This window comes from Delftia sp. UME58 (genome assembly GCF_014170385.1).
Taxonomy (GTDB): Bacteria; Pseudomonadota; Gammaproteobacteria; order Burkholderiales; family Burkholderiaceae_C; genus Comamonas; species Comamonas acidovorans.
Window position 1 is genome coordinate 110,914 of sequence record NZ_LZZV01000011.1, and the last position, 22,435, is coordinate 133,348.

22 protein-coding genes are annotated in these 22,435 nt (G+C 67.9%); 9 read left to right on the forward strand and 13 right to left on the reverse strand.

Annotated features, from left to right (window positions below; translation table 11 throughout):
* Positions 1-142: 142 nt before the first annotated feature.
* Positions 143-1,894: a sensor domain-containing diguanylate cyclase gene (locus tag A9976_RS02445; RefSeq protein ID WP_183017668.1), complete on the reverse strand. Its 1,752-nt coding sequence runs from the start codon at positions 1,892-1,894 to the stop codon at positions 143-145.
* 15 nt (positions 1,895-1,909) lie between these two features.
* Positions 1,910-2,857: a delta(1)-pyrroline-2-carboxylate reductase family protein gene (locus A9976_RS02450; protein ID WP_183017669.1), complete on the reverse strand. Its 948-nt coding sequence runs from the start codon at positions 2,855-2,857 to the stop codon at positions 1,910-1,912.
* A 101-nt stretch (positions 2,858-2,958) separates the two neighbouring features.
* Between A9976_RS02450 and A9976_RS02455 the strand changes: the two genes are divergently transcribed.
* From A9976_RS02455 to A9976_RS02465, 3 genes are all read left to right on the forward strand, one after another.
* Positions 2,959-3,315, forward strand: coding sequence for a hypothetical protein (locus A9976_RS02455; RefSeq protein WP_232245895.1), 357 nt, complete (start codon positions 2,959-2,961; stop codon positions 3,313-3,315).
* Between the two features lie 108 nt (positions 3,316-3,423).
* Positions 3,424-4,302 carry a neutral zinc metallopeptidase gene (locus A9976_RS02460; RefSeq protein ID WP_183017671.1) on the forward strand — a complete coding sequence of 293 codons (879 nt, stop codon included), beginning with the start codon at positions 3,424-3,426 and terminating at the stop codon, positions 4,300-4,302.
* Positions 4,303-4,521: 219 nt separating this feature from the next.
* Entirely contained in the window at positions 4,522-6,030 is a 1,509-nt protein-coding gene (locus A9976_RS02465) for a DEAD/DEAH box helicase (protein ID WP_183017672.1), read from the forward strand.
* Positions 6,031-6,202: 172 nt separating this feature from the next.
* Here A9976_RS02465 and A9976_RS02470 read toward each other — a convergent pair whose 3' ends face one another.
* Positions 6,203-7,048: a symmetrical bis(5'-nucleosyl)-tetraphosphatase gene (locus A9976_RS02470; protein WP_183017673.1), complete on the reverse strand. Its 846-nt coding sequence runs from the start codon at positions 7,046-7,048 to the stop codon at positions 6,203-6,205.
* A 24-nt stretch (positions 7,049-7,072) separates the two neighbouring features.
* Here A9976_RS02470 and A9976_RS02475 point away from each other — a divergent pair, with 24 nt between their 5' ends.
* From A9976_RS02475 to A9976_RS02490, 4 genes are all read left to right on the forward strand, one after another.
* A complete protein-coding gene (locus tag A9976_RS02475) occupies positions 7,073-8,386 on the forward strand; it encodes a hemolysin family protein (protein ID WP_183017674.1) in 1,314 nt (437 codons plus the stop codon).
* Positions 8,387-8,486: 100 nt separating this feature from the next.
* Positions 8,487-8,777 (forward strand): H-NS family nucleoid-associated regulatory protein, encoded by a 291-nt coding sequence (locus A9976_RS02480; RefSeq protein WP_183017675.1) that lies wholly within the window; start codon positions 8,487-8,489, stop codon positions 8,775-8,777.
* A 123-nt stretch (positions 8,778-8,900) separates the two neighbouring features.
* Entirely contained in the window at positions 8,901-9,110 is a 210-nt protein-coding gene (locus A9976_RS02485; protein WP_183017676.1) for a hypothetical protein, read from the forward strand.
* Positions 9,111-9,155: 45 nt separating this feature from the next.
* Positions 9,156-10,364 carry an FAD-dependent monooxygenase gene (locus tag A9976_RS02490; RefSeq protein WP_183017677.1) on the forward strand — a complete coding sequence of 403 codons (1,209 nt, stop codon included), beginning with the start codon at positions 9,156-9,158 and terminating at the stop codon, positions 10,362-10,364.
* A gap of 18 nt (positions 10,365-10,382) precedes the next feature.
* Here A9976_RS02490 and A9976_RS02495 read toward each other — a convergent pair whose 3' ends face one another.
* Together A9976_RS02495 and kynA (A9976_RS02500) are read right to left on the reverse strand one after the other, a co-directional pair.
* Positions 10,383-11,684 (reverse strand): nitrate/nitrite transporter, encoded by a 1,302-nt coding sequence (locus tag A9976_RS02495; protein ID WP_183017678.1) that lies wholly within the window; start codon positions 11,682-11,684, stop codon positions 10,383-10,385.
* A 91-nt stretch (positions 11,685-11,775) separates the two neighbouring features.
* Complete coding sequence (gene kynA, locus A9976_RS02500) at positions 11,776-12,651, reverse strand: tryptophan 2,3-dioxygenase (RefSeq protein ID WP_012204084.1); 876 nt, start codon at positions 12,649-12,651, stop codon at positions 11,776-11,778.
* Positions 12,652-12,814: 163 nt separating this feature from the next.
* Here kynA (A9976_RS02500) and ada point away from each other — a divergent pair, with 163 nt between their 5' ends.
* A complete protein-coding gene (ada, locus tag A9976_RS02505; RefSeq protein WP_183017679.1) occupies positions 12,815-13,735 on the forward strand; it encodes a bifunctional DNA-binding transcriptional regulator/O6-methylguanine-DNA methyltransferase Ada in 921 nt (306 codons plus the stop codon).
* The gene (locus tag A9976_RS02510) at positions 13,732-14,718 is read left to right on the forward strand and encodes a DNA-3-methyladenine glycosylase (RefSeq protein ID WP_183017680.1); all 987 of its coding nucleotides are present in this window, start codon (positions 13,732-13,734) and stop codon (positions 14,716-14,718) included. The genes ada and A9976_RS02510 overlap by 4 nt, the downstream gene beginning before the upstream one ends.
* 18 nt (positions 14,719-14,736) lie before the next feature.
* On the opposite strand, the gene kynU is transcribed toward A9976_RS02510, so the two are convergent.
* From kynU to A9976_RS02550, 8 genes are all read right to left on the reverse strand, one after another.
* Complete coding sequence (gene kynU / locus A9976_RS02515; RefSeq protein ID WP_183017681.1) at positions 14,737-16,041, reverse strand: kynureninase; 1,305 nt, start codon at positions 16,039-16,041, stop codon at positions 14,737-14,739.
* Positions 16,042-16,116: 75 nt separating this feature from the next.
* On the reverse strand, positions 16,117-16,749 hold the full coding sequence (gene kynB, locus A9976_RS02520; protein WP_183017682.1) for an arylformamidase: 633 nt from the start codon (positions 16,747-16,749) through the stop codon (positions 16,117-16,119).
* Between the two features lie 4 nt (positions 16,750-16,753).
* Complete coding sequence (locus A9976_RS02525; protein ID WP_183017683.1) at positions 16,754-18,151, reverse strand: amino acid permease; 1,398 nt, start codon at positions 18,149-18,151, stop codon at positions 16,754-16,756.
* Between the two features lie 129 nt (positions 18,152-18,280).
* Positions 18,281-19,066, reverse strand: a complete 786-nt coding sequence (locus A9976_RS02530; protein ID WP_183017684.1) for an AraC family transcriptional regulator — start codon at positions 19,064-19,066, stop codon at positions 18,281-18,283.
* A 24-nt stretch (positions 19,067-19,090) separates the two neighbouring features.
* Positions 19,091-19,711, reverse strand: a complete 621-nt coding sequence (locus A9976_RS02535; RefSeq protein ID WP_183017685.1) for a LysE family translocator — start codon at positions 19,709-19,711, stop codon at positions 19,091-19,093.
* 105 nt (positions 19,712-19,816) lie between these two features.
* Positions 19,817-20,194, reverse strand: a complete 378-nt coding sequence (locus A9976_RS02540) for a RidA family protein (RefSeq protein ID WP_013803668.1) — start codon at positions 20,192-20,194, stop codon at positions 19,817-19,819.
* A gap of 172 nt (positions 20,195-20,366) precedes the next feature.
* A complete protein-coding gene (gene kynA / locus A9976_RS02545; protein WP_183017686.1) occupies positions 20,367-21,227 on the reverse strand; it encodes a tryptophan 2,3-dioxygenase in 861 nt (286 codons plus the stop codon).
* A complete protein-coding gene (locus A9976_RS02550) occupies positions 21,224-22,429 on the reverse strand; it encodes an amino acid aminotransferase (protein WP_183017769.1) in 1,206 nt (401 codons plus the stop codon). Before A9976_RS02550 ends, kynA (A9976_RS02545) begins: the two co-directional genes overlap by 4 nt.
* Between the last annotated feature and the right edge of the window lie 6 nt (positions 22,430-22,435).

Here is a 22,435-nt window from a genome sequence, read left to right on the forward strand (position 1 = left end):
GTGATGGCTGCGAATAATATGCTCAATTTGAGTATTAGTGTGGTGTTTTTTGCCGCACAGGTTGTGCGGCGGCAAGGGGAAGAGGCGCCGAGAGGGCCTTGAAAAGCGCTGGAAGCGCTGGCAGTGCGCGTGACGGGCCGCGTCAGCGCTGCAGCTGCACGTTGTTGCGGCCCGCGCCCTTGGCCTCGTACAGCGCCTCGTCGCCACGGCGCAGCATGGCCGCGGCCGTGTCGGTGGCGCTGCGCAGCGTGGCCACGCCCACGCTGGCGGTGACGGGCTCGCCATGCGCCATGGGCGTGGCGGCCAGCAGTTCGCGCAGTTGCTCGGCAATGGCCACGGCGGCATCGGCCGTGGTGTCGGGCAGCAGCGCCAGGAACTCTTCGCCGCCCATGCGGGCCAGCACGTCGGACTCGCGCAGCCGCATGCGGAAGGTGCGCGCCAGGGTACGCAGCACGGCGTCGCCCATGTCGTGGCCGTGCTGGTCGTTGATGCGCTTGAAGTGGTCCACGTCGATGACGAGCACGCTCAATGGCCGTCCGCTGCGGCGCGCAAGCGCCATGGCGAAGTCCAGCTGGAAGTCGAAGCCCCGGCGGTTGAGCAGGCCCGTGAGCGGATCGCTGCGCGCCTGGTGCTCCAGTTCGGCATTGGCCTGCTGCAGCTGCAGCGTGCGCTCGCGCACCTGGCGCTCCATGGCCTCGTTGGCCGAGCGCAACTGGGCAATGCTGCCGCGCAGCGCCTGCGAAAGGCGATGCACTTCGCGGCTGCTGTGCAACTGCGGGATGTCGGAGGCCGCACCGCTGCCGTCGATGCCATTGGCGGCACGGGCCAGGCGCTTGAGATCCTGGCTCAGCCTGCGCGCCACCAGCCAGGCGATGACGGCGGCCACCAGCGCGGCCGCCAGGCCGCCGGCCAGCACCTGGTGCATGGCCTGGCGCGCGGGCGCGTAGGCGCTGTCATGCGGCTGGCGGGCCACGATGTGCCAGCCCATGGCCGTTGCCCGGTTGTGGGCCTGCAGCGGCACGGTGGCCGTCAGAAAGCTCTGCGGGCTGTCCTGCCAGCGCGCCACCTGTACGGGCTGCAGCGTGGCATCGGCCGTATCGGCAGACAGGGTATGGGCCACCGGCAGGCGCTGGTCCAGGGCCAGCAACGGCTCCAGGCTGTCGCCCGGCGCGTGGATGAGCCGTCCACGCCGGTCGAAGATGAACAGGCCGATCTGCCGGTCGGCGCTGTCGGCCTGCTGCAGGGTCTGCATGGTTTCGCGCACCCATTCCCAGCTGCTGTGCATGCACAGCACGCCCTGGGTGAGATCGCCCACGCGAATGGGCGCCGCGAAGTCCATGAACCGGCGCGGCGCGCCGTCGGCCGCAGGCGGCAGCAAGGCGGACATCACAGGCGAGGAGGCGCGCACATCGCCCACATGGACGCGCTGCAGGCCCGGCTCGAACCAGGGCCGGTCGCTGACATCGAGGCCCACCAGCACCTGGTCGGTCGCGCTGCGCACCGTGCCCTCGGCGTCGGCCACGCCGATCCAGAGGCTGGTGGGCGTCAGCGAACGGGCGCGGTTGAGCAGTGCACCCACGCCCGGGGAGTCCAGCCCCTGGATCCAGAGCTCCGGCGAGGCAGCGAGCACTTCCACGGTATGGGCGCGGCTGAACAGGCCATCGGACAGCTGCCGGGCGGCGTTGGAGGCCATGGCATGCAGCGAGGCGCTGACCTCGCGCTCCATGCGCCAGCGCAGCAGCTCGCCGAATGCCAGGGACATCAGCACCGTCACGCCCACCAGCAGCGAGCCGAAGACCAGGGCCAGTTGCGTGCGCAGGCCCAGGCGCTGCCAGCGGCTGGGCGCGGTGCTGGAAGCCGGGGCGGGGGAATCCGGGGGGAAAAGCTCGTTCAACGCAGAAATCCGCTTTCAACTGTTCTGGAGTGCAACCCGGCGCATGGCCAGGCGGGTGGCTGCAAGATCCCAGCCACCCCAGCCACAGCATTTGAACAGCACGGGCGAATCCGAGCGCGGCCATTGCTCGCGCACCACCTGCTCCAGCGTGGGCAGGGCGGCGACATCGATGCCGGCCTGCAGCAGATCACCGGCCTCATGCAGCGCATCCCCGGTATCGACCACCACGCGGCCAGACTGCAGCAAGCCCTGGCACAGGCCGGGTGCCAGCTCCACCATCTGCGGCGTGAAGGCACCGACGGCCGAGATGAAGGCATCGCTGCGCGGCGCATCGCGCAGCACCACGGCCCGGGCGGGCGTGCAGGTCACGATCAGCGGGCAATGGCGCGCCGCCGCCTCCACATCTTCTACCGCGGTGGCCTGCAGTCCCATGGCCCGGGCCTGGCCGACCAGCGCCTGGGCGCTCTGCGCGCTGCGCGATGCCACCAGAACCTCGCGCACGCCCAGGCCAGCGGCAAAGGCCTGCAAATGGGCCAGGCCCTGCACGCCGGCGCCCACGATCAGCAACGGACCCTGCGGATTCGGCGCCAGCCTTTGCGCGGCCAGCAGCGATACGGCGGCCGTGCGCCGCGCCGTGACCGTGGGGCCGTCCAGGATCAGGCGGCGCTCGCCCGTGGCCACGTCGAAGACCACCACATCCCCCTGGATGGTGGCGCGCGGCGTGCCGGCGTTGCCGGGCGTGAAGCTGATCAGCTTGGTCATGGCCACCTGGCCGTCGGTGGCGGGCATGCAAAACAGGCTGCCACCGGCCGGCAGGGGCATCACGATGCGCGCCGGCACCTGCGCTGCCTGGGGCTGCAGCAGCAGGGCGGCGATCTCGTCGGCCAGTTCGTTCCAGGGCAACAGCCCGGCCGTGGCCTGGGCGTCAAGGGCGGTGGAGGAGGGCATGCTGGAATGGCTCATGGCCGCGACTGTACACAGTAGGCTTGGATCGACCAATTCACGATGTGTCCAGTGCTGCGCACAGGCCCGTGAGGGCCTGCGCAGGCACTACGATGTCGCCTATGTCACAAAAGCCTTCTTATCCGCGCGAAGAGCCCCGCTGGGACGGTTCGGCGCGGCCCGAAGCTCCGCGCAAGGAATCGGCTCCGCGCTATGAGCAGCAGCGGCGCGGACCCGCGCCCGAGCCGTGGCAGCGCGAGCAGCCGCCCAGCGAGCAGGCGCCCGCGCCCCGCAGGCCCGGCGAGCCGGCACGCGAGCGGCGCAGGCGCGGCGGATGGGGGTTGGGCCTGGTGGTCGTCATCGGCCTGGGCATCGTCGCCGCGATGCTGGCCGCCATGGCGCTGGTGGCCCGCGAGCAGGTCCTGCGCAGCCAGGCGCCACCGGCCACCGCCCCCATGGCGGTGCAGCCCGTGCGCTGATACACGCCGTATCATTGCCGGGACTGCGGTCGCTGCGGGCCCGCAGGTTCCGACGTAATATCGCCGCCCGATGCTGCAGGCTGCAGCACAGATCCAGGAGTGAACACCATGAGATGGGAAGGCAACCGCGAGTCGGACAATGTGGAAGACCGCCGTGACGAGGGTGGCGGCGGCGGCGGCCCCGTCTTCGGCGGACGCAGCATAGGCATCGGCACCATCGTCATCGCCCTGGTCGGCGGCTGGGTGCTGGGCATCAACCCGCTGACCATCCTGGGGGCGCTCAGCGGCGGCTCGCCGGTGCAGGTGCAGCAGCCTCAGGGCCCGGCCCACAAGCCTCCGGCCGATGACAAGCTCGCCCGCTTTGTTTCCACCGTGCTTGCCGATACCGAAGATGTCTGGCGCGATGTGTTCCGCCAGGGCGGCGCCCAATATACCGATCCCAAGCTCGTGCTGTTCCGTGGCGCAACGCCCACGGCCTGCGGCACGGGGCAGTCGGCCATGGGGCCGTTCTACTGCCCTGCCGACCAGAAGGTGTATATCGACCTGGGCTTCTACGAAACGCTCAAGAACCAGCTGGGCGCGCCCGGCGATTTCGCCCAGGCCTATGTGATTGCCCATGAGGTGGGTCACCACGTGCAGAACCTGCTGGGCATCAGCGCCCAGGTGGACCGCGCCCGTGGCCGCGTCAGCAAGGTGGAGTACAACCATCTGTCGGTCAAGCTGGAACTGCAGGCCGATTGCCTGGCCGGCGTCTGGGCCAACCGCGCGCAAAGCGCCCGCCAGATCCTGGAGCAGGGCGATGTGGAGTCGGCCATGAATGCGGCATCCAAGATCGGCGACGACGCCCTGCAGCGCGCAGGCGGCGGTGCCGTGGTGCCGGACAGCTTCACGCACGGCACCAGCGCCCAGCGCCAGCGCTGGTTCAGCACCGGCCTGCGTACCGGCAGCGTCAAGTCCTGCGACACTTTTTCGGCTGCTTCCCTCTGAGAAGTACCCCCACGCTCGCGTTGCTGCGCAAGCTTCGCCGGCCCCTGCGAGGGGCCGCTTTTTCATCTGGAGGCTGTCCGGCGACGAAAAAATGCCCGCATTGCGGGCCCTCATACCGGGTTTTTGCGGGTTGCGCTCACACAACGCCATGCTTGTCCAGGTGCCAATTGGCGTTATTGCAACGCACAAATCGCGCTAGGTGCGACAATAGCGCTCTCAATGACAAGCTCTTTCTCCAATCTCCAGCTGGCTGAGTCCCTGGCGCGCGCCGTGGCCGACATGGGCTACGAGTCCATGACGCCCATCCAGGCACAGGCCATTCCGGTCGTTCTGACCGGCAAGGATGTCATGGGCGCCGCCCAGACCGGCACCGGCAAGACGGCGGCGTTCTCGCTGCCGTTGCTGCAGCGGCTGATGCGCCACGAAAATACCTCCGCTTCGCCTGCACGCCACCCCGTGCGGGCGTTGGTGCTTTTGCCCACACGCGAACTGGCGGACCAGGTGGCCCAGCAGATCGCCCAGTATGCGAAGTACACCAAGCTGCGCAGCACCGTGGTGTTCGGCGGCATGGACATGAAGCCGCAGACGCTGGAGCTCAAGAAGGGGGTCGAGGTGCTGGTGGCCACGCCGGGCCGCCTGCTTGACCACATCGAAGCCAAGAACGCCGTGCTCAACCAGGTCGAGTACGTGGTGCTGGACGAGGCAGACCGCATGCTGGACATCGGCTTCCTGCCCGATCTGCAGCGCATCCTGTCGCACCTGCCCAAGACACGCACCACCTTGCTGTTCAGCGCCACCTTCTCGCCCGAGATCAAGCGCCTGGCCAGCAGCTACCTGCAGGACCCCGTCACCATCGAGGTGGCCCGCCCCAACGAGACGGCTTCCACGGTGGAGCAGCGCTTCTACAGCGTCAGCGACGACGACAAGCGCTATGCGCTGCGCTCCCTTCTCAAGCAGCGCGGCATCCGCCAGGCCTTCGTCTTCTCCAACAGCAAGCTGGGCTGTGCGCGCCTGACGCGTGCCCTGGAGCGTGATGGCCTGCGCGCAACGGCGCTGCACGGCGACAAGAGCCAGGACGAGCGCCTGAAGGCGCTTGAAGCCTTCAAGCGCGGCGAGGTAGATCTGCTGGTGTGTACCGATGTCGCGGCCCGTGGCCTGGACATCAAGGACGTGCCGGCCGTCTTCAACTACGACGTGCCCTTCAACGCCGAAGACTATGTGCACCGCATTGGCCGCACGGGCCGTGCAGGCGCCTCCGGCATTGCCGTGACCCTGGTGACCAACCACGATGCGCGCCTGGTGGGCGAGATCGAGAAGCTCATCAAGAAGAAGATCGACGTCGAGGCCTGCCCCATGGAAGATTTCCGTGGCAGCGCGCCGCGTGGTCATCGTTTTGACGAGCTGCCGCGCCAAGGCAGCGGCGGTTACGGTCGTGAACGGGATCGCGGCGCCGAGCGTGGCGATCGCGGCGGTGATGCGTCGCGGGGCAGTGCAGGTTTTGGCCATCGCGGCTCGCGCATGGCCCAGCGCCCGGCGCACTCGGACCCGTTCTTCGACAAGCCCTACGAGGCAGCCGCCAGCGTCGATGCGAGCTGGGACAGCCAGGGTGCTGCTTCCGCGCCCAAGGCGGGCGGCGGCATCAAGCCCAAGCGCAAGCTGGCCGCGTTGTTCAAGGCGCCCGTCGCGCCTGTCCCGCCTGTGGCACCCGCCGCCACTTCCGAGGTCTGAGCACCGCGCAAGACGCCTGCCTCACGAAAAACGCCTGCCTTGCAGGCGTTTTTTCATCGCCGGGCCGCCCCAAGATGAAAAAGCTCCCCCCTCGGGGGGCAGCGGACCTTGCGCAGCAAGGGGAGCGTGGGGGCCATTTTTCATGGGCGCTCGCTCATCGGCGTCGTCCAGGTCAGCCCGGGGCCTGAGCCTGCGGGCAGTCCACCTGGATCAGTTCCCGGTCTGCCAGGTGATCGCCGAAACGCATCATGCTCAGGCATCCGCCCCAGACGCAGCCGGTGTCCAGCGCCACCAGATCGGGCCGGTTGATGTGGCCCAGCGTGGACCAGTGGCCAAACGCAATTGTTGCGCTCGCCGTGGCGCGGCCCGGCACATCGAACCAGGGCATGAGGCCGGGTGCCGCCTGCTCGGCCGACTCGGTGCTGTCGAAATCCATGACACCCTGTGCGGTGCAAAAGCGCAGCCGGGTCAAGGCGTTGACGATCACGCGAAGGCGCTCCCATCCCAGCAGGTCGGGTGACCAGCGATCGGGCTGGTTGCCGTACATGGCCTGCAAGAAATCGGGCAACTGCTTGCTGCACAGTACCGCATGCACCTCGCCCGCCAGCGCCATCACGTCCTGGCTGCTCCACTGCGGCAGCACGCCGGCATGCACCATCAGCAGTTCCTCGCCATGCGCCGTGCGGTGGCTGCGCGCCAGCGGCTGGTGGCGCAGCCAGTCCAGCAGCTGATCGCGATCGGGCGCATCCAGCACCCGGGCCAGCGTGTCGCGCCGGCTGCTGCGTCGCACGCCCTGGGCGGCGGCCAGCAGGTGCAGGTCGTGGTTGCCCAGCAGGGCGCGCATGGAATCGCCAGCGGCCATGCAGGTGCGCAGCACCTTGTCCGATTCCGGACCGCGGTTCACGAGGTCGCCCAGGATGTACAAGGTATCGCGGCTGGCGGAAAAATCCACGCGGCGCAGCAGGCGCTCAAAGGCGTCGTGGCATCCCTGGATATCGCCGATACAGTAAAGTGCCATGGTCTTCTTTCTGATATACGAACCATGGATTTTCTGCTGATCGCGTTGCTTACGCTGCTCAATGGGGTGTTTGCAATGTCCGAATTGGCACTGGCCTCCAGCCGCAAGGCTCGGTTGGTGGCACTGGCTGAAACAGGCGACAAGGGTGCGGTGGCGGCACTGGCCTTGCTCGAAAACCCCACGCAATTTCTTTCTTCGGTGCAGGTTGGCATCACCTCCATCGGCCTGCTCAACGGCATTTTGGGAGAGGCGGCCTTCAGTGACGGGCTGGCCGCATGGCTGCTGGGCCTGGGCGTTCCGGAACGCGCGGCCAGCATTTCTGCCACGGCGCTGGTCGTGACCGTGATCACCTTCGTCACCATCGTCTTCGGAGAGCTGGTGCCAAAGCGCATAGGCCAGCTTTATCCCGAAACCGTGGCCACGGTGGTTTCCCGGCCCATGACCTGGGTGGCTTCGGCCGCCAAGCCCTTTGTGCGGCTGCTGGCCTTTTCCACGCGCGCCATGCTGACCCTGCTGCGCATCAATGAATCCGCAGCGCGCTCCGTGACCGAAGAGGAAATCGTGGCAAGCCTCGCCGAAGGGCGGGATGCCGGAGTGATCGAGGCCAACGAGCACCAGATGGTGCAAAACGTCTTTCACCTCGATGACCGCTCACTGACGTCGATCATGGTCCCGCGCGGCGACGTGCAATGGCTGGATGCCGACATGACCGTCACCGAGGCATTGCAGGCCTCGGCCGACGACCACTCGAAGGGCGGGCATTCCTGGTACCCGGTGTGCCGCAATTCGCTGGATGACGTGGTCGGCATCATCAGCGTGGCGCGCCTGCTGGCATTGGGCTCGGATGCCGCGGGCACCACGCTTTACGAACATGTGCTGCCGGCATCTTTCCTGCCCGAGACGCTCAGCGCCATGGAGTTGCTGGAGCAATTGCGTGCCCGGTCCGGGCGCATGGTGTTTGTGGTGGATGAATATGGCGTGGTGCAGGGCATCATGACACCCCGGGATTTGCTAGAGGCGATTACCGGCGAGTTACAGCCTGTGACCGAGGCAGAAGCCTGGGCCATGCAGCGTGAGGATGGCTCCTGGCTATTGGATGGCCTGATGCCCATATCGGAGCTGAAGGTGCGCCTCGATATTCGGGATCTGCCTGATGAGCACCGCGGTCGATACAACACCGTGGCGGGCCTTCTCATGGCAGAAAGCGGCCATTTGCCCATTCTGGGGGAACGCGTCAGCTGTGCGGGCTGGATCTTCGAGGTCATCGATCTCGATGGCAAACGCATTGACAAGGTGCTGGCCATATCGGATTTATCCGAGAACTATTCTTCGCAATAGGCAGCGGCGATATTGTGGGTTTTGCTTACATGCATGTTGCGTCATGGGGCGATTATGTTTTTATAATGAAAGCTCTTAAACTACTTTCAAGGCGCATACCATGAGCTCTTACAAGGAACTGCTGAAGCAGCGACAGGAACTGGAGCAACAGATCCAGGAAGCACGCAAGCGCGAGCTTGCCGACGCCGTGGGACAGGTTCGCAACTTGATTGCCGAATACGGACTGACTGCCGATGATGTGTTTCCTGCAACTCGTGGTCGTACCGCTGGCACAAGCGGCGCCAAAGTGGCTCCCAAGTACCGCGATCCCGCAACCGGCCAAACCTGGACCGGACGTGGCAAGCCGCCAAAGTGGATTCAGAATCAGGACCGTGAGAAATTTGTCATCTGATTTTCCCGTCGCGCATGAAAGAGCCCGCCCTGTGCGGGCTTTTTTCATTGGCACAGCCATTTGTCCAAAGATTGTCTCAGGTGAGAATCGCTATCATCTTCGGCGTCAAGTGTGCAACCGTGCATGGACATTTCCAGAGCGGCGATGCAAAGGCGGATTCTTGGCCGTGCCGCACAGGTGATGGCGGGGCGATGTCCTTTATGGCAGTTGGTGCATGTCGAGATGCCTGTTTTTGGGATCTTGATGCGTCTCAATGCCCCCGGGGATGCGCGCATGCCTCAGAAAATTCCGAGCATTTTGTTGATTTTCTTCAGCGGTGTCCGACTTGAATAATCAGGCCCCGGCCACCATGGGGGGCCGCAGAGGCACAATACGCACATGAACAAGCAGGTGTTGATTGCCGGCGGCGGCATTGGTGGCCTGGCCGCCGCCATCGGTGCGTCGCGGGCGGGTTGGGAGGTGCGTCTTTTCGAGCAGGCGGCCGCGCTCAGTGAAGTGGGCGCCGGAATCCAGATCGGTCCGAATGTCGTGCGGCGGCTTCAGGCCTGGGGCCTGCAAAAACCGCTGCAGCAGGTGGTGGCACTGCCGGGCAGCCTGCGCGTGCGCAGCGCAGTCACCGGGCAGGAATTGGCGCATATGCCCTTGGGCAGCGAGTCCGTACAACGCTATGGCGCGGCCTACGCCACCATCCACCGGGCCGATCTGCAGCAATTGCTGCAGGAAGCTGCTCAGACTTATCCGGGCATGCACCTGAACCTGGGCCAGCCCATCGAGGGCTTTTCCGAGACCGACGGCGTGGTCACCGTGCGAACCCGGGCCGGCAAGCTGATCGAAGGCGATGCCCTGGTCGCCGCCGATGGCGTGCGCAGCGTTCTGCGCCAGCAGTTGCTGGGCGACGGCCCGCCGCGTGTCACCGGACACCTGGCCTACCGCGCCCTGGTGCACCAGGCCCAGTTGCCCAAGCGCCTGCGGGCCACCGATGTCACGGCCTGGCTGGGCTCGCGCATGCATGCCATTCAGTACCCCGTGCGCCGCGGGGAGCTGCAGAACCTGGTGATCATCATCCAGGGCCCGGCGCCTGAGGATCTGGCGAACTGGGACCACGCGGGCAATCTCGATGATCTGGTGCGGGTGCTGCAGGGCAGTTGCCCCCAGCTGCTGGACCTGGTGCAGCATGTGCCTGCAGCCGGCGGTGACTGGCGGCTGTGGCCGGTGGGGGATCGTCCCCCCGTGCAATCGGCCGCGCAGATGGCGCGCGGCGTGGTGGCCTTGCTGGGCGATGCCGCCCACCCCATGCGCCCCTATCTGGCCCAGGGCGCCGGCATGGCGATTGAAGATGCAGCGGAGCTGCAGCGCGCCCTGTCCATGCATGACCTGGACGTCAACATGCGCCTGCGCCGCTATGCGCTCAATCGCTGGCAGCGCAATGCGCGCGTGCAGGCACGCTCGCAGCGCAATGGCCGCATCTTCCATGCCACGGGTCCGGTGCGCTGGGGGCGTGACCTGTCGCTGCGCCTGCTGGGCTCCCGGCTGATGGATCTGCCCTGGCTGTACCGTGGCGACGGCTCGGCCGCCAACGCCTTGTAGAGACAGAGACTGCGGCCGCTAGGCGGCGGATGCCTGGCGCAGCAGTGGTGAGGATGGCAGGAAACGGAACGCGGTCGACGCACCGACGAGGGTGGCGGCAATCGAGATCATCACCGCCTTGTAGGGCTCCACGCCCCAGGCTTCGGCCCAGGCGGCGACCCAGCCCGTGAACCACTGCACCAGGGCCACGCCCAGGAACATGGCCATGGTGAACAGCGACAGCGCGCGGCCGGTCAGCTCGGGCGGGTAGGAGGCCCGCACATCGGCGTATTGCAGCACGGAGTAGCCGGACAGCAGGCCCATGGCGAATATCAGCGCCACATTGGCCCAGGCGTGGTGCAGGAAGGCCATGACCATGAACAGGCTGCCCATGAGCAGGGAGTAGTTGTTGAGCCAGCGCCGGCGCCGGCCCGCACCGGGGTCCATGCGGCCGAAAATCGCGGGGCTGAACAGCGAGATCATCGAGACCACCAGGGCCACATTGCCGCTTTCCACCAGCGAGAAGCCGTAGCGGTGTATGAGCAGCGGCCCCAGCCACAGGCCGCGCAGCGCCAGAAACGACGCATAGCAGGCCATGGCCAGCAGGACGATGCCCAGCGTGTGCGGCAGCGTGAACAGCTCGGCCAGGCGGCGCGCCGCCACGCCCCAGCTTTCCTTGGGACCGGCCTGCGCGCCGGTGCGTACAGGCTCATGTACGCGCCACCAGATCAGCAGCCATGAAGCGGCCGCCATCACGGCCAGCAGGGCAAAGCCCGAACGCCAGCCGTAGTGCTGGACCAGCCAGGCCAGCGGCGTGCCCGTGAACAGCAGCCCCAGTCCGCCCACGCCCATGCCCACGCCTGACAGGAAGGCGAAGCGATCGATGGGGAAGTGGCGCGAGATGAACATGGTGCAGGCCAGGAAGGCGGGCGAGCAGCCCACGCCGATCAGCAACTGGCCCACCATCAGCCAGCCGTAGTTGGGTGCGGCGGCGGACAGTGCCGACCCCGCGATCGCCAGCGGAAACGACAGCAGCACCGTGCGCCGCAGGCCGTAGAGGTCCATTCCAATGCCCATCAGCAGCTGGGCCACGCCGAAGGACAGGCCGAACAGGCCGGCGAAGGCGCCCAGCGACTGCGCCGTGAGCCCGAAATCCTGCTGAAGACCCGTGGCCATGACCGAGGTGATGGTGCGAAAGGCCTGGCTCAGCGCAAAGGCCGAGAGCAGGGACAGCAGCATGGCCCACAGCAGCTGGCTGCGCGGCGGCGGTGCTGCGGGGGAGGTCTGCGAAGCCTCTGTGTGTGTGTTGTTGTGTGGGGGCTGTTGTGGCGCTGCGGACACGGTATTTCTCCTGGCGCCGCAGCTTACCCGTTTGCGCGCATGCGCGCTGTCGCCACCGCAGCGGTCTGCCGTCGGTGGCGCCCGCCAGTCCTTACAGCTCGGTGCGCAGCGCCCAGATCTCGGGGAACAGCACCACGTCCAGCATCTTGCGCAGATAGCTGACGCCGCCCGTGCCGCCCGTTCCCCGCTTGAAGCCGATGACGCGCTCCACCGTGGTCAGGTGGCGGAAGCGCCACAGGCGGAAGGCGTCCTCGATGTCGGCCAGCTTTTCGCCGAGTTGATACAGGTCCCAGTGCTTGTGGGGATCGCGGTAGACGGTGATCCAGGCCTGCTTGACGCCCTCGCTGGCCTCATAGGGCTGGGTCCAGTCGCGCTCCAGCCGGTCGGCGGGCACGTCGATGCCCTCGCGCGCCAGCAGCTGCAGGGACACGTCGTAGAGCGAGGGCGAGCGCCATGCCGTCTCCACCTGGGCCAGCAGGTCGGGCCGGTGGGCATGGGGCTGGAGCATGGCGGCGTTCTTGTTGCCCAGCGAGAACTCGATGCAGCGGTACTGGTAGCTCTGGAAGCCGCTGGAGTTGGCCAGGTAGGGACGCATGGCCGTGTACTCGGGCGGGGTCATGGTGGACAGCACGGTCCAGGCGCTGACCAGTTGCTCCATGATGCGGCTCACGCGGGCCAGCATCTTGAAGGCGTCGGCACGCGTGCCGCCTGCGATGGCGGCCGTGGCGGCGCGGACCTCGTGCAGCATCAGCTTCATCCACAGCTCGCTGGTCTGGTGCTGGATGATGAACAGCATCTCGTCATGCGCGGGCGACAGCGGATGCTGTGCCGTGAGGATCTGGTCCAGGTGCAGGTAGTCGCCATAGCTCATGGACTGGCTGAAGTCCAGCTGGGCGCGCTCCTCTTTGACGATGGATTCGGTGCGGCCGGGGCTGTTCATGGGACAGCCGGAGTGTTCGGTGGTCATGTGGGAGTCTCGCAAGTCTCGACGCGGAAAATGCAGGGCGCAGCGTAACCGAATCCCGCGCTGAAATCCTGCGGCTTGCAAGAAGCGGGATGCGCGGGCGCACCGGGCTGCGTAGAGTAGGGCATCCGATGACTCCGAAAGACGCGCCGTGTCCAACAAAGCCATGAATCCATCCAGCGATGCCTGCGCCCACCCAGCGGCCCTGGTGGCCCGATGCTGCCGTTGGCTGGAAACCGAGGAGCCTCCCCCGGCCCTGGGATCGCTGGCCGAGCGCTCCGGGCTGAGCCCCTGGCAGCTGCACCGCCTGTTCAAGCAGGCCACGGGCCTCACGCCCAAGGCCTACGCCAAGGCCCACCGGGCCCGCGCGCTGCGCGCGGCGCTGCAGCCGGGCCAGAGCGACTCGGTCACCGATGCGGCCTACTCCAGCGGCTATGCGGCCAGCAGCAGTTTCTACCGCGACGCAGGCGCCATGCTGGGCATGGCGCCCGGCGACTACCGGCGCGGCGGCATGCGCCAGACCATCCGCTTTGCCGTGGCCGAATGCACGCTGGGCAGCATCCTCGTGGCCTGCACCGAGCGCGGCGTGTGCTGCGTGCTGCTGGGCGACGACGCCGAGGCCCTGGTGCAGGACCTGCAGCAGCGCTTTCCGCTGGCCGAGCTGGTGGGTGGCGATGCGGGCTTCGAGCACACCGTGGCCCAGGTCGTGGCCTTGGTCGAGCAGCCGCGCCGCGGCCTGGCGCTGCCGCTGGATGTGCAGGGCACGGTCTTCCAGCAGCGCGTGTGGCAGGCGCTGTGCGCCATTCCGGCCGGCCAGACCCTGAGCTATTCCGAACTGGCCCTGCGCCTGGGCATGCCCACGGGCGCCCGCGCCGTGGCCAGCGCCGTCGCTGCCAACCCGATTGCCGTGGCCGTGCCCTGCCACCGCGTGGTGCGCAACGACGGCAGCATCTCCGGCTACCGCTGGGGCGTGGAGCGCAAGCGTGCCCTGCTGCTGCGCGAGGCGCGCCAGGCGCAGGAGGCCGCTGTCCCGGAGACAGGGCGGGAGAGCGGCCGAGCCCCGCTGCGCCAGGCCGGCAAGGCATGATCGGGCGGCGCACCGGTCACAGCCATGGCGCAGAGCAGCAATTGACGCTGCCGGCCGGCTACCGCATGACCGAGTTCTGGGGTTTCCACCGGCGCGATTCCCAGCGCCTGTCCGAATGCGATCTGCAGGACGGCGCCACCATCCGCATGCACAAGGGCCTGATGTGGAAAGGCCTTCCCACGCTGCTGACCCTGGAATTGACGCAGCATTGCGAAGGGGCGGCCGTGGTGCAGGCCCGCTGGCGCCTGCCCGCCGAGGCAGGCGCAATCACCGGTATGGACGACGTGCTGGCCGCCATGCTGCGGCGCATGTTCGGTCTGTCCCAGGATGTGGGCGAATTCGAGCGCCGTTTTGGCCGCCATGCGCGGCTGGGGCCGCTGCTGGCGCGCCAGCGTGGCCTGCATGTACCCGCGGCCTGCACGCCCTGGGAGGCGCTGAGCTGGGCCGTCACCGGACAGCAGATCAGCGTGGCTGCAGCCGTGTCGCTGCGCCGCCGCCTGATCGCCGCAGCCGGCCAGCCGGTGGCGCTGCACGATGGCCATGCCGACGCGCCGCAGCAGCTGTGGTGCATGCCGGAGGCCGCCCAGCTGGCGCAGCTGGGCGAGGAGGATTTGCGCGCTGCCGGCTTTTCGCGGAGCAAGACGCACACGCTGCGTCTGCTGGCCCAGGCCGTGCAGTCGGGTGAATTGCCGCTGGACGACTGGGCGGCCCTGCCTGAACTGCCGGTGGCCGAGATCCGCGAGCGGCTGCTGGCCCTCAAGGGCATAGGCCCGTGGACCGTGAACTACATGCTGCTGCGCGGCTATGGCCACCTGGACGGCCCATTGCACGGCGATGTGGCCGTGCGCCGGGCCCTGGCCCTGCTGCTGAAGACGGACGCCATGGATGCGGCGCAGACCGAGTTGTGGCTGCGGGACTTCGCGCCCTGGCGCGCCCTGGTCGCCGCCCATCTCTGGGCCTCGCTGTCGTCCACGGCGTTCTGAGCGCCGGGCTTCAGGCTTTCAGGTCACCGCATTGACGCGGTTGAACTCCGGCTTGCGCCATTCGCCCGATTCCAGCACCTGGCGCAGGTGCTCCACGGCATGCCAGACATCTTCGAATCCCACGTACAGCGGCGTGAAGCCGAAGCGCAGGATGTCCTTGTGCAGGCCCGTGCCGTCGCCCTTGCGGAAGTCGCCGATCACGCCGCGCGCGATCAGCGCCTGCACGATGGCATAGGCGCCGCTGTCCTTGCCGTCCACGCCCAGCCCCTCCTCGCGCGTGAGGCAGACCTGGGAGCCGCGCCGGCCGTGCTCGCGCGGCGTGGCCAGGCCCAGGCCGTGGCCCTGGCAGCGTTCCTCGACCAGGGCGATGAACAGGTCGGTCAGCGCCAGCGACTTGTTGCGCAGCGCGTCCATGCCGCCCAGCGGCTCCACGGCCGTGAACACATCCAGGCCGCACTGCAGCACGCTCAGGCTGACCATGGGCTGGGTGCCGCACAGGTAGCGCTGTATGCCCTGGGCCGGGTGGTAGTCGGGCACGAACTTGAAGGGCTCGGCATGGCCGAACCAGCCCGACAGCGGCTGCCAGAAGCGGTTGATCAGGCGCGGATGGGCCCAGACAAAGGCCGGCGCACCGGGGCCGCCGTTGAGGTACTTGTAGCTGCAGCCAATGGCGAAGTCGGCATTGGCGCCCTTGAGATCGACAGGCACGGCGCCTGCGCTGTGGCACAGGTCCCAGATACAGAGAATGCCCTTGCCCTGCGCGGCAGCCGTCACGGCAGCCATGTCGTGCATGGCGCCCGTGCGGTAGTTGACATGGGTGAGCATGCAGATGGCGACCTCGTCGGTCAACGCACCGCCAATCTCCTCGGGTTCGAGCAGCACCAGCTCCAGCCCGTATTCCTGGCAGACCGACTGGGCGATGTAGAGGTCGGTGGGGAAGTTGCTGCGCTCGCTGATCAGGCGCTTGCGCTGCGGCGCGTCCTCGCGCGCGATGCGGGCCGCCGCCGACAGCACCTTGTAGAGGTTGATGGAGGCCGTGTCGGTGAACACCAGCTCACCCGCGCCCACGCCCAGCCAGGGGGCGAACTGGTCGCCCAGGCGCTGGGGCAGGCTGATCCAGCCCGCATCGTTCCACGAGCGGATCAGGCCCTGCGCCCATTCCTGCTGCACCACCTCGGCCACGCGCGCGGCGGCGGCGCGGGGGCTGGCGCCCAGCGAATTGCCGTCAAGGTAGATCACGCCTTCGGGCAGCGTGAATTGGTCGCGCAGGGCGCGCAGCGGGTCTTGCGCATCGAGGGTGAGGCAGTCTTGCAGGCTCGTCACGGGGTCTCCTTGGGTATCGAAAAGGCGAAAAGGCGAAAAGCGCGGGCAGGGCCGGCGCCGCAATGCGGGCAGGGATCAGGCCAGGGCGCGCAGCACGGCGCGCACGGGCGAGGCATCGGCCTCGACCAGCTTGAGCGGCAGGGCGATGAGCTCGTAGTCGCCCTCGGCCACCTCGTCGAGCACCAGGTTCTCCAGCACGCGCAGGCCGCGCCGGCGGATCACCTGGTGGCTGTCCAGGCTCTTGCTGCTGGCCGGATCGATGCTGGCCGTGTCAATGCCGATGAGCCTGACGCCCAGGTCGGCCAGACGCTCGACCGTGGCTGGCGCATAGGCGGCCAGTTCCTGGTCCCAGGTGGTGGGGGCGCGCTCGTAGGTGCGCACCAGCACGCGTGGCGGCAGGCTGCCCGTCACCGCGTGGGCAATGTGTTCCCACTCGATCAGCCCACCCTTGCCGATGGCGTGGATCACGCGGCAGGGGCCGAGGAAGGCGTCCAGGTCCACGTGGCCGATGCTGGCGCCGTCCGCGTCATAGTGCAGCGGCGCATCGGCATGCGCGCCCACATGGGGCGACAGCGTGATGGCGCTGACATTGACAGGGCAGCCGGGGCCGATGGTGGCGCACCATTGCTGGCTGTAGGGCGTGTCGCCGGGAAAGACGGCACTGGCGGCCTGGATGGCGGGAGAGATGTCCCAGAGCCTGCGTGTCATGGCTTCATTCCTTGGGGGATGTGCGGGCTGCTTGCGCGCGGGGCCGGTACCACAGCATGTAGACCAGGGCCAGCAGGCCCAGGAAGGGCAGGCCCGTGAGCAGCGTCATGTGGAAGACCTCGGTGAAATAGGTGGTGACGATCACGCCCAGCATCAGCGCGGCGCCGGCCAGCGTGAACAGCGGAAAGCCCCACATGCGGAACTGCAGGCGCTGGCCCGGATGCTCGCGCGACCAGCGCGCGCGGAAGAACAGATGGGTCACGAAGATCATGAACCAGGTGAACATGGCGCCGAACATGGACACGGACATCATCCACAGCAGCGAGCCCTCGGGCTTCCACAGGTTCACGGCCACGGCCACGGCAATGCCCAGGCAGGAGATGGCAATGGCCGCCACGGGCACGCCACGGCTGTTCAGCCGACCGAACACCGAGGGCGCATAGCCGCCGCGCGACAGGCTGAACATCATGCGCGAGGTCACATACAGCTGGCTGTTCATGGCCGACAGCGCGGCCACCAGCACCACGAAGTTGATGATGCTGGCAGCGCCCGGGATGCCGATGATCTCCATCACCTTCACGAAGGGGCTCTTGTCCGTGCCGGCCTGCTGCCAGGGCACGATGGCCAGCATCAGCGCGATCGTGGCCAGGTAGAAGATCACCAGGCGTGCCATGGTGGTGCGAAAGGCCCGGGTGATGGCGCGCCTGGGGTCCTCGGCCTCGCCGGCCGCCACGGCCACGGCCTCCAGGCTCAGGTAGCTGAAGATGGCGATGATCACGGCCACCCAGGTGCCCCACAGGCCCTTGGGGAAGAAGCCGCCATCGGCCGTGTAGTTGAAAAAGCCGATGCCCTGGGGCTGCGAGCCGAACACCACCCAGGCGCCGATCAGGATGAAGGCCACGATGGCGATGATCTTGACCATGGAAAAGCCGTACTCCACCTGGCCGAAGGCCTTGACGCTGCTGGCGTTGACGGCCACCAGCGCGCCCGAGAACACCAGCACCCAGATCCAGCGCGGCACGTCCGGGAACCAGTAGCCCATGTAGATGCCTATGGCCGTCACCTCCATGCCCACGGCCAGCACCACGGCGGCCCAGTAGGCATAGCGGACCATGAAGCCGGCCAGCGGGCTGATGTAGTGCTCGGCATAGGCGCCGAACGAGCCCGAGGTCGGGTGGGCCACCGTCATCTCGGCCAGGCAGCCCATGAGCAGCAGCGAGATCAGCGCGCCGATGGCATAGCTGACCAGCACGCTGGGGCCGGCGAAGCCGATGGCGAAGGCGCTGCCCATGAACAGGCCGGTGCCGATGGCGCCGCCAATGGCGATCATCACCATCTGGGCGGCGGACAGCTGCTGGCGCAGGCCGGTTTCTCGTTGCTGAATGTCTTGGAAGGCGGCCATGGTGCGCGGCAGGTGGGGGCTGAAAGCGGAAGGCGTAAGTATCTGCGCTTTCACCGCCGGCCCCGGGCTGGCCGCAGCAAAACCATGGGAGGGTCCGGCCCAGGCGCGGCCGGCCCAGGCGCGGCCGGCTCAGGCGCCGCGTGCGTAGCAGCCCGGCGTCAGCGCATGGTGGGCCTTGAAGGCGCGCTGCAGGTGCGCCTGATCGGCAAAGCCCATGGCATAGGCCGCCTCGGACAGTGGCGCGCCCGTGGCCAGCAGGCGGCGCGCGCCGTTGATGCGCAGGTTCAGGCGGTAGCTGCCGGGCGTCATGCCCGTGGCCGCCTTGAAGCGGCGGATGAAGCGCGTGGCACTCATGCCGCATTCCTGGGCCAGCGATTGCACGGTAAGGCCCGCATCGGGTCCCGCGTGCAGGCGCTGCAACGCGGGGGCCAGGGCCGCCGCATCGCCGGGCAGGGGCAAGGCTGCGGGCTGGGCACAGCGGTCCAGCAGGTGCTCCAGGCCCAGGGCCAGGCGGTCGGCGGCCGCCGTGCCATCGACGGGGCGGCACAGGCCATCTACGAGGCGAGTCATATCCGCATCCGTGAGCGTGCGACGGGGAAAGCGCAGCGCAGCCACGGCCAGCCGTGCATGCAGCCAGTCGGCATCGATGAACAGCATGCGGTAGGACCACGGCGCGCCCGGCTCGGGATTGCAGGCATGCCAGGCGCCGGGCTCGATCAGCACCACGCCGCCAGTCTCCACGGGCTGCGGGCCGTGGGCATGGTGGAACATGGTGCGGCCGGCGTCCACGATGCCGATCGAGTACTCGGCATGCATGTGCAGCCGGAAGCAGTGCGCCGAGCGCGCACTGTCGCGCAGCTCGGCCCAGGGGGCGGCCGGGTGGCGGTGGATGCGGTGGGGAGAGGTCGAGGTCATGGCATCTGCAATGGCTGGCGGCCATCATGCCAGCATGGCGGCCACGCTGGCGACCAGCAGCAGGGCCAGCAGGCGGTGGAACAGCCGCTGGCGCTGCGCGGTGTGCAGCCAGCCCGAAAGCAGCTGCCCCAGCAGCGCCCAGCTGCCGACCCCCACCAGGCAGGCCAGCAGCGAAATGGCGCAAAACTGCAGCAGCGCCCACGGGGCATTCGCGTGGGGCAGCACGAACAGGCCCACGCCGGCCAGCGCCACCAGCCAGGCCTTGGGGTTGAGCGTCTGCACGGCCGTGCCCTGCAACAGCGCTTGCAGCAGGGCCTGCAGCGGGCGCTGCGATCCGGCCTGCTGCTGCGCACCGGCCTGGCCCACAGGCGCGTTGGCCAGCCGCCAGGCCAGCCACAGCAGATAGGCGGCGCACAGCCACTGTGCGGCCGTGGACAGCTGCGGCAGCGTCTGCAGCAGCCACTGTGCTCCCTGGCCCATGACCCAGACCACGGCCGCATAGCTGGCGCTGGCGCCCAGCACATAGGCGCCAGAGACCAGGCGCGAGCGGGCTGCGCCGTGGCGCAGGGCCAGCACATTGACGGGGCCGGGCGTGATGGCGCCGACGAGGGTGAAGACGCCCATGGCGAGCAGCGAGGAGGACATGAGATTTCGCGCGGACGCAGGACTGCACAAGGCCCGCAGTCTCCCCCCGCACGCCGCCCCTGTATTGAACGCAATTGCGGGGCGCCGGCATGTCCGTCACATCCTCTAGGGGAGCATGGCGTAGGCCACGATCTCCAGCTTCATGCCCGGCACCACCAGCGCCGAAATCCCCATGCTGGAGCGGTTGGGATAGGGCGCCTCGAAGAACTCGCGGTACACGGCGTCGATGGCCGGCATGTCGGCCACGTCGGTCATGTAGATCAGCACCTGGGTCACATGCGCCAGCGTGCCGCCTGCGGCCTGCAGCGCGTTGCGCAGGTTGGTGAAGGTCAGGCGCGCCTGCTGTTCGATGGGGCCGGTGTCGATGCTGCCGTCGGGCCGCACGGGGCCGTGGGCCGTGAACAGCATCTGGCCGCTGGCCTTGACGGCCCAGGAGAAGGGCTGCTTGAGCGGCGGCAGTCCCACGTCGATGATTTGCTTCATGGATTTCCTTGTGTTTTCCTTGTGTCTTGACCACATGCGAAGGCATGGTGTTCTTGCGTCGGAAACTTGGCGCGGCCCATCGGCGGACGCCGAGCAAGGGCCGTCCCGCAGCGATGGTGTCGTCCCGCGCCCGCGCAGCGAGAGCGGGGGAAGCGGCAAAGCCGCTCAGGGGTCACAGTTTCGTTCTTACGGACCAGATTTCGGGGAACAGCACCACGTCCAGCATCTTGCGCAGGTAGCTGACGCCGCCCGTGCCGCCGGTGCCGCGCTTGAAGCCGATGACGCGCTCGACCGTGGTCACATGGCGGAAGCGCCACAGGCGGAAGGCGTCCTCGATGTCGGCCAGCTTTTCGCCGAGCTGGTACAGGTCCCAGTGCGACTGCGGGTCGCGGTAGACCTGCGCCCAGGCGGCCTCGACCTCGGGGCTGGCCGTGTAGGGCAGGGTCCAGTCGCGCTCCAGGTGCCCGGCAGGAATGGCCAGCCCCTGGCGTGCCAGCAGGCGCAGGGCCTCGTCGTACAGGGAAGGTGCGCGCCATGCGGCCTCCACCCGGGCCAGCAGGTCCGGGCGGTGGGCATGGGGCTGGAGCATGGCGGCATTCTTGTTGCCCAGCGCGAACTCGATGCAGCGGTACTGGTAGCTCTGGAAGCCGCTGGAGCTGGCGAGATACGGGCGCATGGCCGTGTACTCGGTGGGCGTCATGGTGGCCAGCACCGACCAGGCGCCCACCAGCTGCTCCATGATGCGGCTCACGCGGGCCAGCATCTTGAAGGCATCGGCGTGGCGGTCGGTCGCCACGGCGGCCGTGGCCGCGCCCAGCTCGTGCAGCATGAGCTTCATCCACAGCTCGCTGGTCTGGTGCTGGATGATGAACAGCAACTCGTCATGCGTGGGCGACAGCAGTTGCTGTGCGCCGAGGATGGCGTCCAGCTGCAGGTAGTCGCCATAGCTCATGGACTGGCTGAAATCCAGCTGCGCCCTTTCCTCGGCGACGATGCGCTCGGTCAGGCCGCCATGGACGGGGCAGCCGCTCATTGCGGCGACTCCAGCACCCGGGCGATGGCGTCGGCCACGTACTGCACGTTGGCACCGGACAGGCCCGACATGCACATGCGGCCGGAGCGGATCAGGTACACGCCGTGCTCGTCGCGCAGGCGGTGGACCTGGGGCTCGCTGATGCCGGTGTAGCTGAACATGCCGCGCTGGGTCAGCAGGAAGCCGAAGTCGCGTCGCTCGCCAAAGCGTTCATGCAGCGCGCCGTGCAGCTGGGCGCGCATGTCCTTGATGCGGCCGCGCATCTGCGCCAGCTCCTGCGCCCATCGGGCGCTCAGTTCGGGCGACGCCAGCACCTGCTGCACCAGGCGCGCGCCACGGGTGGGGGGTGAGGAATAGTTGCTGCGCACCGTGGCCTTGAGCTGGCCCAGCACATTGCCGGCCGTGGCCGCATCGTTGCAGACCACGCTGAGGCCGCCCACGCGTTCGCCATACAGCGAGAAGTTCTTGGAAAACGAATTGGCCACAAAGGCCTGGGCGCCCGCATCGGCCAGCGCGCGCACGGACCAGGCGTCTTCATCGAGGCCGTCGCCAAAGCCCTGGTAGGCCATGTCCACGAAGGGGATCAGGCCGCGCTCCACGATCACGGGGATGAGTTGCTGCCACTGCTCGCGCGACAGGTCCACGCCCGTGGGGTTGTGGCAGCTGGCATGCAGCAGTACCACGCTGCCCGAGGGCAGTTCGCGCAGTGTCTGCAGCATGGCGTCGAAGCGCAGGCTGCCCGTGGCCGCGTCGTAGTAGGGGTAGCTGTGGGTGCGCAGGCCCGCGCCCTGGAAGATGGCCAGGTGGTTGTCCCAGGTGGGATCGCTGAGCCAGACCTCGGCGTCGGGGAAATAGTGCTTGATGAAGTCCGCGCCCAGCTTGAGCGCGCCCGAGCCGCCCAGGGTCTGCACGGTGGCGATGCGCTGCGCGCGCACGGCCTCGTGCTCAGCGCCGAACACCAGGTTCTGCACCAGCTGGCGGTAGGGGGCGATGCCTTCGATGGGCAGGTAGCCGCTGGGGCTGTGCTCGCGGGCCAGGGCATCGCCAGCCTGGCGCACGGAGTCCAGCACAGGCAGGCGGCCAGCCTCGTCGAAATACAGGCCGATGCTCAGGCTGACCTTGTCGGCGCGCGGGTCCTGCTGAAAGGCTTCCATCAGCGACAGGATGGGATCTCCGGGGTAGGGCGGGACGTGGCTGAACATCGAGGC